Source organism: Geodermatophilus sp. SYSU D00965, from assembly GCF_054050075.1.
In genome coordinates this window covers 97,445-104,442 of the sequence record NZ_JBJGYQ010000019.1, presented here as the reverse complement: position 1 = coordinate 104,442, position 6,998 = coordinate 97,445, and the positions used below count along the sequence as shown (strand labels likewise).

Sequence of the window (6,998 nt, the reverse complement as noted above, 5' to 3'; positions counted from 1 at the left end):
CCCCCCCCCCCCCCCCCCCCCCCCCCCCCCCCCCCCCCCCCCCCCCCCCCCCCCCCCCCCCCCCCCCCCCCCCCACGCCGAGGACAGCAGTCGTGCCCACGACGCCCGGGAGCCGGCCCGGTCGGCTCCCCCGGGCCTGCGCGGCGCGGGACCCCGCGTCAGCCGGCCAGCGACTCCGGTTCGCGGTCGCCGGCCTCGTCGGTGGGCGGCTCCATCCGGCGCAGCACCTCCGAGGCGCTGGCCCCGGTGGCGTCCATCGTCTTCTTCACCTTGGCGCCGTAGACGTCGACGTACTCCTGCGCCGACAGCGTCATGATCTCGTACATGATCTCGTCGGTGATCGACCGCTCGACGAACCGGTCGCCGGCCAGCCCCTCGTAGCGGGAGAAGTCCAACGGCGCGCCGAAGGTGACGCAGACCTTGGGCAGCCGCTTGCCCACCAGGGGCAGGTGCCGGGGCCGGTAGACCATCGCCACCGGCACGACCGGGACACCGGTCTCCAGCGCCATCCGGGCCACCCCGGTCTTGCCGCGGAACAGCCGCCCGTCGGGCGAGCGGGTGCCCTCCGGGTAGATGCCGAGCAGCTTGCCCTCGCGCAGGATCCGCAGGCCGGTGCGGATGGCGTTCTCCGCGGCCGACGCGTTGGTGCGGTCGATCGGCACCTGGCCGGCCCCGGTGAAGAAGGCCCGCTGGAGGAAGCCCTTCACCCCCGTGCCGGTGAAGTACTCCGACTTGGCCAGGAAGGTGACCCGGCGGCGCAGCGACAGCGGCATGAACACCCAGTCCGCCGCCGACAGGTGGTTGCTCGCGAGGATCGCCGCACCCGTGCGCGGGACGTTGTCCACCCCCCGGGCCTGCGGCCGGAACACCAGCTTCACGACCGGGCCGATCGCCACGAACTTGAGGAACCAGTAGAACAACACGCCTCCCTCTGGGGCTGCCAGACTAGGGAGCCCGGTGGCGGATGGACAATCGCAGGTCCGCCCGGCCGGTCCAGCTCTGCCCGCCCCGCCGGTCGGTCCGTGCCGCCGACGCCCCCAGGAGGACCAGCCGTGCCCACTGACGAGGCACCCGCCGCGGTGCGGCCCGGCGCCGAGCCGTTCGCCCTCCCCGGCGGGCCGGGCGGTGCCGGCACGGGCGTGCTGCTGGTGCACGGCTTCACCGGCTCGCCGTTCAGCGTGCGGCCCTGGGGCGAGCACCTGGCCGCGGAGGGCTTCGCCGTCCGGGCGCCACTGCTGCCCGGCCACGGCACCCGCTGGCAGGACTGCAACCTCACCACCGAGCAGGAGTGGGTGGCCGCCGTCTCCGCGGCGTTCGACGAGCTGGCCGCCGAGTGCGACAGGGTGGTGGTCGCTGGGCTGTCCATGGGCGGGACGCTGGCGATCCGGCTGGCCGAGCTGCGCCCGCAGGAGGTGGCCGGCCTCGTGCTGGTCAACCCCTCGCTGCTGACCGAGCGCCTCGACGCCAAGCTGCTCCCGGTGCTGGCCCGGCTCACGCCGAGCTGGAAGGCGATCGCCAACGACATCAAGAAGCCCGGGGTCGACGAGCGCGCCTACCCGAAGCTGCCGACCCGGGCGGTGCTCGGGCTGCGGCGGCTGTGGACGGCGACCCGCGCCGACCTGGGCCGGGTCACCGCGCCCCTGCTGGTGTTCCGCAGCGTCACCGACCACGTGGTGGAGCCGGCGTCCGTGCGGGTGCTCCTCGCCGGCGTGGCCAGCACCGACACCACCGAGGTGCTGCTCGAGGACAGCTACCACGTGGCCACCCTCGACAACGACGCCCCGCGCATCTTCGCCGGCTCGGTGGACTGGATCCGGGAGCGGACGCCCGCGATGGAGGCCGGGGCGTGACCGGCCGGCGGGGACGGCGCGACAACGGGCTGGACGCCGCGCTGTGGACCCCGGTGCGCGACGTCGACCCGCGCGTCGGTGAGCACCTGCTGGACGTGCTGCGGGACGCCGGCATCGCCGCCTACCTGGAGCCCTCGGCCGACGTCGAGCCCTACACGCGCTCGGTCTCCCTGCCCAGCCCGCCCACCGACCGCATCTTCGTGGACCGGGCGCGCTCGGCCGAAGGCCGGGCCCTGGTCGAGGAGCACGTCGACGAGCACGTGCAGGAGCGGACCCACGCGCAGCGGGCTCCCCGGCGCGACATCGACGAGGACGCCGAGTGGGCCCGGATCGTGGCCGCGTTCGAGGCCGAGCACGGCCGCACGGTGGTCGACGAGGAGCCGCCGTCCGCCCCGCCGCCGGCGCCGGCCGAGCCGGAGGTCCTCGACCGGCCCGACGAGCACTTCGAGCCGCCGCCGGCCCCGCCGGTGCCAGCTCCGGCGCCCGCCTCGCTGTACGCCGTGCTGCTGATCGCCGCGGGTGCGGTGCTCATCGTGGCGCCGCGGGCCCTCGGGCTGTCGGTCGACGTCGGCCTGGTGCTCGGCGTGGCCGCCGTCGTGGGCGGCGTCGGGGTGCTGGTGTCGCGGATGCGGGACCGCACGACCGACGACGGGGACGACGGCGCCGTCGTCTAGCGGCCCCCTCCCGGGTCCCGCCCCGAGCGTGCGAGGGGCGGGGAGGAGGGGGTCCTCCCGCTAACCTGCGACGGGTGGGCGCCGCACCGCACTCCACCACCGTCCGGCTGACCGGCCACCTGATGGACACCGGCATCCTGGCCCGGGTCCTCGACGACGTCCTCGAGTACGGCGGGGACTACCGCATCGAGGCCCTCGACCTCGGCCGCCAGCACGAGGACGAGTCCCGCGCCACCGTCGAGATCAAGGCCGCCGACCCCGACCTGCTCGAGCGCATCGTCATGCGGCTGCAGACCCACGGGGCCAACACCGTCGACCCCGGGACGGCCACCCTGCGCCCGGCTCCGGCCGACGGCGTCTTCCCCGAGGACTTCTACTCGACGACCAACCTGGACACCTTCGTCCGGCTGGACCGCGAGTGGCTGCCGGTGGACCGCGCCGAGATGGACTGCGGGCTGGTGGTCGCCGAGGCCGGCGGACGCACGGTCGTCCGCACCGTGCCGGTGAGCGACGTGCGGGCGGGGGACGCCGTCGTGTGCGGGGCGCACGGGGTGCGGGTGGAGATGCCCCCGGCCGTGGCGCGCGGGGACGAGGAGGCCTTCGGCTTCATGTCCTCGATCGCGTCGAGCGAGAAGCCGCAGGTGGTGCTGGTGCGGCAGATCGCCGAGCGGATGCGCGAGGTGAAGGCGGCCGGGCGCAAGGTGCTGTGGGTTGGCGGGCCGGCCGTCGTCCACACCGGTGCCGCGCCGGCGATGGTCCGCCTGGTGGAGGGCGGCTACGTCGACGTGCTGTTCGCCGGCAACGCGCTGGCCACCCACGACATCGAGTCCGCGCTCTACGGCACCTCCCTCGGCGTCGACCTGGCCAAGGGCTCCGGGGTGCCGCACGGGCACGAGCACCACATCCGGGCCATCAACACCGTCCGGCGGGCCGGCTCGATCGCGGCGGCCGTGGAGTCCGGCGTCCTGACCGGTGGGGTGATGCACGCGATGGTGCGGGCCGGCAAGCCGTTCGTGCTGGTCGGCTCCGTCCGCGACGACGGCCCGCTGCCCGACGTGTACACCGACGTCGTCGAGGGTCAGCGGGCGATGCGCGCCGAGCTGCCCGATGTCGGCTTCGCGATCATGGTGGCGACGATGCTGCACGCGATCGCGACCGGGAACATCCTGCCGGCGTCGGTGCCGCTGGTGTGCGTGGACATCAACCCGGCGACGGTGACCAAGCTGGCCGACCGCGGCAGCGCCCAGGCGATGGGCATCGTCACCGACATCGGTCTGTTCCTCGAGCAGCTCGCCCGCGAGCTCACCTGAGCGGAGTGCCAGGGGCGCGGGAACCGCGCCGTGGCACTCCGCCGACGTCAGTCGTCGCCCTCGGAGACGGCGCGGCGCACCAGGTCGGCGGCGCCGACCAGCCCGGCCTGGGCGCCCAGCCGGGCGGCGACCACCTGCGGCCCGGGGCGGAAACCGCGGCCCGGCAGCGCCCGGTCCAGCCGCTCGCGCGCCGGGCCGAGCACCATCTCGCCCAGCACGCTCACCCCGCCGCCGATGACCACCACCTCGGGGTCCAGGACGGCGGACAGGTCGGCGATCCCCTGCCCGAGCCAGTGCCCCACCTCGGCGAGCAGCTCGAGCGCCAGCGGGTCACCCTCGGCGGCGGCGCGGGCGACGTCCTCGCCGGTCAGCCGGTCGGCGTCGCCGTCCACCCGCTCCAGCAGCAGCGCCGCCGCGGCCGGGGAGCTGCGGGCCACCTCCCGCGCGGTGTGGCCGAGCGCGGTCCCGCTCGCGTACTGCTCCCAGCAGCCGCGGTTGCCGCAGGCGCACAACCGGCCGTCGGGGACCACCCGCATGTGCCCCCACTCCCCCGCGACCCCGTGGGACCCGCGCTGCAGCCGGCCGCCCATCACGATCCCACCGCCGATGCCGGTGCCGAGGGTGATCATCAGCGCGAGGTCGGCGCCGGCGGCCGCGCCGAAGCGGTACTCGGCCCAGGCCGCGGCGTCGGCGTCGTTGCCGACCCACATGGGCCGCTGCAGCCGCGTGGCGAGGTCCTTGCGCAGGGTGGAGTTCCGCCAGGCCAGGTGGGGGCTGAACAGCACGGTGTCGCCGGTGCGGTCGAACCAGCCGGCCGCCCCCACGCCGACGCCGACGATCGGCCCGCCGTGCCACAGCGCGAGCTCCTCGACCACGGCGACGATCGCGTCCTCGGTCTCGCTGACCGACGCCCCCGGGGTCGCCCGGCGCGCGGTGGCGAGGACGGTGCCGTCGGGCGCCACCACACCGCCGGCCACCTTGGTGCCGCCGATGTCGATGCCCAGCGCGGGCAGGCCGGCGGCGGCCGGGTCGCGCGGGGTCCGGGGCGCGGTCACTCAGGCGATCTCGACGCGCTGGACCGGAGAGGTCGTCCCCGCGGGCGGCGGGGGCGGTGCCGCCGCTGTCCCAGCCGCCGTCTCCGTGCCCGTCTCCGCCGCGGCCGCGGCCTCCGCCTCCGTGCCCGTCTCCGCCCCGGCCGCGGTCTCCGCCGCCGTCCCGGTGCCCGGCTGCGCGCCGGGGTCCTCCGCGGGAGCCTCCCGCCCGCCCTCGCTGAACGACCGCAGGGCGGCGGCCGCCGCGCCGAGGACGTCGGCCAGCGCGGCGGTGACCTCCGGCCGCTCGCCGCGCACCACGGCCGCGACCTGGCACACCGGGCACCACCGGCAGTCGGCCGGGTGGCCGTCCGCCGCGCCACCGGCGCCCTCCCGCAGCGTCGAGCCCAGGGTCTCGCCCAGGCCGGACACCAGCCGTCGGGCCTGCTCGACCCAGTCGGGTCCGTCGCTCATGTCGTGCTCCCCTCGGCGGCCAGCAGCGAGGCCGGCCACTGCTGTGGATCGGGTGTGAAGGTGACCGCGAGCCGCGCCCGCGCGGTGCCGGCGTCCTCCAGGGTGGCGGCGGTGACCAGGCAGCGGCGCAGCAGGGCGTCGAGCCGGATCGACCGGCGCGCCCCCGCCACGGTGACCACGAGGTCGTCCTCCCAGCGGGTCAGTTCCAGGCCCGCGCGCTCGGCGAAGGGCAGCGGCAGCACCAGCCTGCGGCCGTCCTCCCCGCGCTCGGTCACGGGGGTCACCGGGTCGGCCGGTCCGGCGTCGTCGTCCTCGGGGAGGAGGCCGGCGAGCGCGGCGGGCTCCCGCGGCGCCTCGGCGGACTCCTCGATGCGCCGCACGGGCGCGAGCTCGGCCAGGGCGGCGAGCGCGGCGTCCTGCTCGGCGGCGCGGCGCGCCCACCACTCCCCCGCCCCGCCGGCGGGCAGCACGCGGGCCAGGACGGCGGTCGGCCGCTGGCCGTGCAGGGCCAGCGCCGTGACGGCCGACCGCAGCGCCGCCACGGCCTCGGGCCGCGCCGTGGCCACCAGGCGGACCTCCGTGACGGCCGGCTCGGTCAGCTCCAGCCCGGCGAGCAGCTCCTCGAGGACCGGCACCGCGTCGAGGGCGGCGTCCACCGGCCCCCGCCTGACCGCTCCCGACCGGACGGCGGCGGTGCGGACGGCGCCGAGCACGCGCAGCCGCGTCGGCAGCGCCTGGTCCAGCCACCAGCGCAGCACGCCGGGGAGCGCGACGAGCCCGGCGCCCGAGGGCAGCGGACCGGCGTCGACGACGACGGTGTCGGCCTCGGCCGCGCGGACGGCCCGGCCGAGTCGGGTCAGCAGGGCCAGCTCACCGGCGCCCGGGAGGGGCACCACGGAGCTGGGCGGGGGCAGCGCCACCCCGGGGACGGTGTCGCCGACCTGCGCGGCCACCGTCGACCACAGGCCCTCCAGGGCTCCCAGCGGCTCCACCGGGTCGACGGTGAGGCCGGGGACGGCGTCGGGAGCGACCGGGCGGGCGCCGGGACGGGCCAGCAGCAGGGTGCGCCGCCCCGAGCGGGCGGCGCGCACGGCGGCCGCCGCGGCGAGGGTGGAGGTACCGGCCCCACCGGGACCGGTGAGGAGCAGCGTCCGCACGGCCGGTTCAGCCCTCGACGCGCTTCTTGAGCTCCTTGAGAGCCGTGTCGAGGATGACCTTCTCCGCCTTGCGCTTGAACATGCCCAGCAGCGGCAGGTGGGTGTCGATGGTGATCCGGTAGGTGACCTCGGTCCGGCCGTCGCGCTCGTCGAGGGTGTAGGAGCCCTCCTGGCGCTTCTGCATCTGGCCGGTCACCAGCTGCCAGGACACCCGGCGGTCGTCGTCCCACTCGTACTCGAGGACGTAGTCGTCCTTGACCATCCCCGCGTCGAGCACGAAGCGCACGCGCCGGGCACGGCCGTCGGGCCCGGCCTCGACCACCTCGACCTGCTTGGCCGCCGCCACCCACTGCGGATAGGCCGGGAAGTCGGCGATGACGGCCATGACGTCCGACGCCGGGGCGTCGACGGAGATCGACTGGGTGGACTGCTCGGCCATGCGCAGCAGGCTAACCGGTCCATGTGGTGTCGCCCGTTCGTGGCACGGGCGCCTGCTACTCGC

At 76.5% G+C, this 6,998-nt stretch carries 8 protein-coding genes; 3 read left to right on the top strand and 5 right to left on the bottom strand.

What is annotated here, in order from left to right; translation table 11 throughout:
• Positions 1–158: 158 nt before the first annotated feature.
• Positions 159–923 carry a lysophospholipid acyltransferase family protein gene (locus ACI789_RS18110; RefSeq protein ID WP_457010758.1) on the bottom strand — a complete coding sequence of 255 codons (765 nt, stop codon included), beginning with the start codon at positions 921–923 and terminating at the stop codon, positions 159–161.
• A 129-nt stretch (positions 924–1,052) separates the two neighbouring features.
• Here ACI789_RS18110 and ACI789_RS18105 point away from each other — a divergent pair, with 129 nt between their 5' ends.
• From ACI789_RS18105 to ACI789_RS18095, 3 genes are all read left to right on the top strand, one after another.
• Positions 1,053–1,850, top strand: a complete 798-nt coding sequence (locus tag ACI789_RS18105; protein ID WP_457010757.1) for an alpha/beta hydrolase — start codon at positions 1,053–1,055, stop codon at positions 1,848–1,850.
• On the top strand, positions 1,847–2,524 hold the full coding sequence (locus ACI789_RS18100; protein ID WP_457010756.1) for a hypothetical protein: 678 nt from the start codon (positions 1,847–1,849) through the stop codon (positions 2,522–2,524). The genes ACI789_RS18105 and ACI789_RS18100 overlap by 4 nt, the downstream gene beginning before the upstream one ends.
• Before the next feature lie 74 nt (positions 2,525–2,598).
• Positions 2,599–3,834 (top strand): ornithine cyclodeaminase, nickel-pincer nucleotide-dependent, encoded by a 1,236-nt coding sequence (locus ACI789_RS18095; protein WP_457010755.1) that lies wholly within the window; start codon positions 2,599–2,601, stop codon positions 3,832–3,834.
• Positions 3,835–3,881: 47 nt separating this feature from the next.
• On the opposite strand, the gene ACI789_RS18090 is transcribed toward ACI789_RS18095, so the two are convergent.
• From ACI789_RS18090 to ACI789_RS18075, 4 genes are read right to left on the bottom strand one after another with little or no spacing between them, the layout of a single operon-like run.
• Positions 3,882–4,889 carry an ROK family glucokinase gene (locus ACI789_RS18090; RefSeq protein WP_457010754.1) on the bottom strand — a complete coding sequence of 336 codons (1,008 nt, stop codon included), beginning with the start codon at positions 4,887–4,889 and terminating at the stop codon, positions 3,882–3,884.
• A complete protein-coding gene (locus ACI789_RS18085; RefSeq protein ID WP_457010753.1) occupies positions 4,890–5,339 on the bottom strand; it encodes a hypothetical protein in 450 nt (149 codons plus the stop codon). It lies immediately after the preceding gene.
• A complete protein-coding gene (locus ACI789_RS18080) occupies positions 5,336–6,496 on the bottom strand; it encodes an ArsA-related P-loop ATPase (protein ID WP_457010752.1) in 1,161 nt (386 codons plus the stop codon). Before ACI789_RS18080 ends, ACI789_RS18085 begins: the two co-directional genes overlap by 4 nt.
• A 7-nt stretch (positions 6,497–6,503) precedes the next feature.
• Positions 6,504–6,935 (bottom strand): SRPBCC family protein, encoded by a 432-nt coding sequence (locus tag ACI789_RS18075; RefSeq protein ID WP_457010751.1) that lies wholly within the window; start codon positions 6,933–6,935, stop codon positions 6,504–6,506.
• Between the last annotated feature and the right edge of the window lie 63 nt (positions 6,936–6,998).

Coding starts and splice junctions, on each gene's coding strand:
- ACI789_RS18085 (WP_457010753.1), bottom strand. CDS start 5,339: ATGAGCGACGGACCCGACTGGGTCGAGCAGGCCCGACGGCTGGTGTCC.
- ACI789_RS18075 (WP_457010751.1), bottom strand. CDS start 6,935: ATGGCCGAGCAGTCCACCCAGTCGATCTCCGTCGACGCCCCGGCGTCG.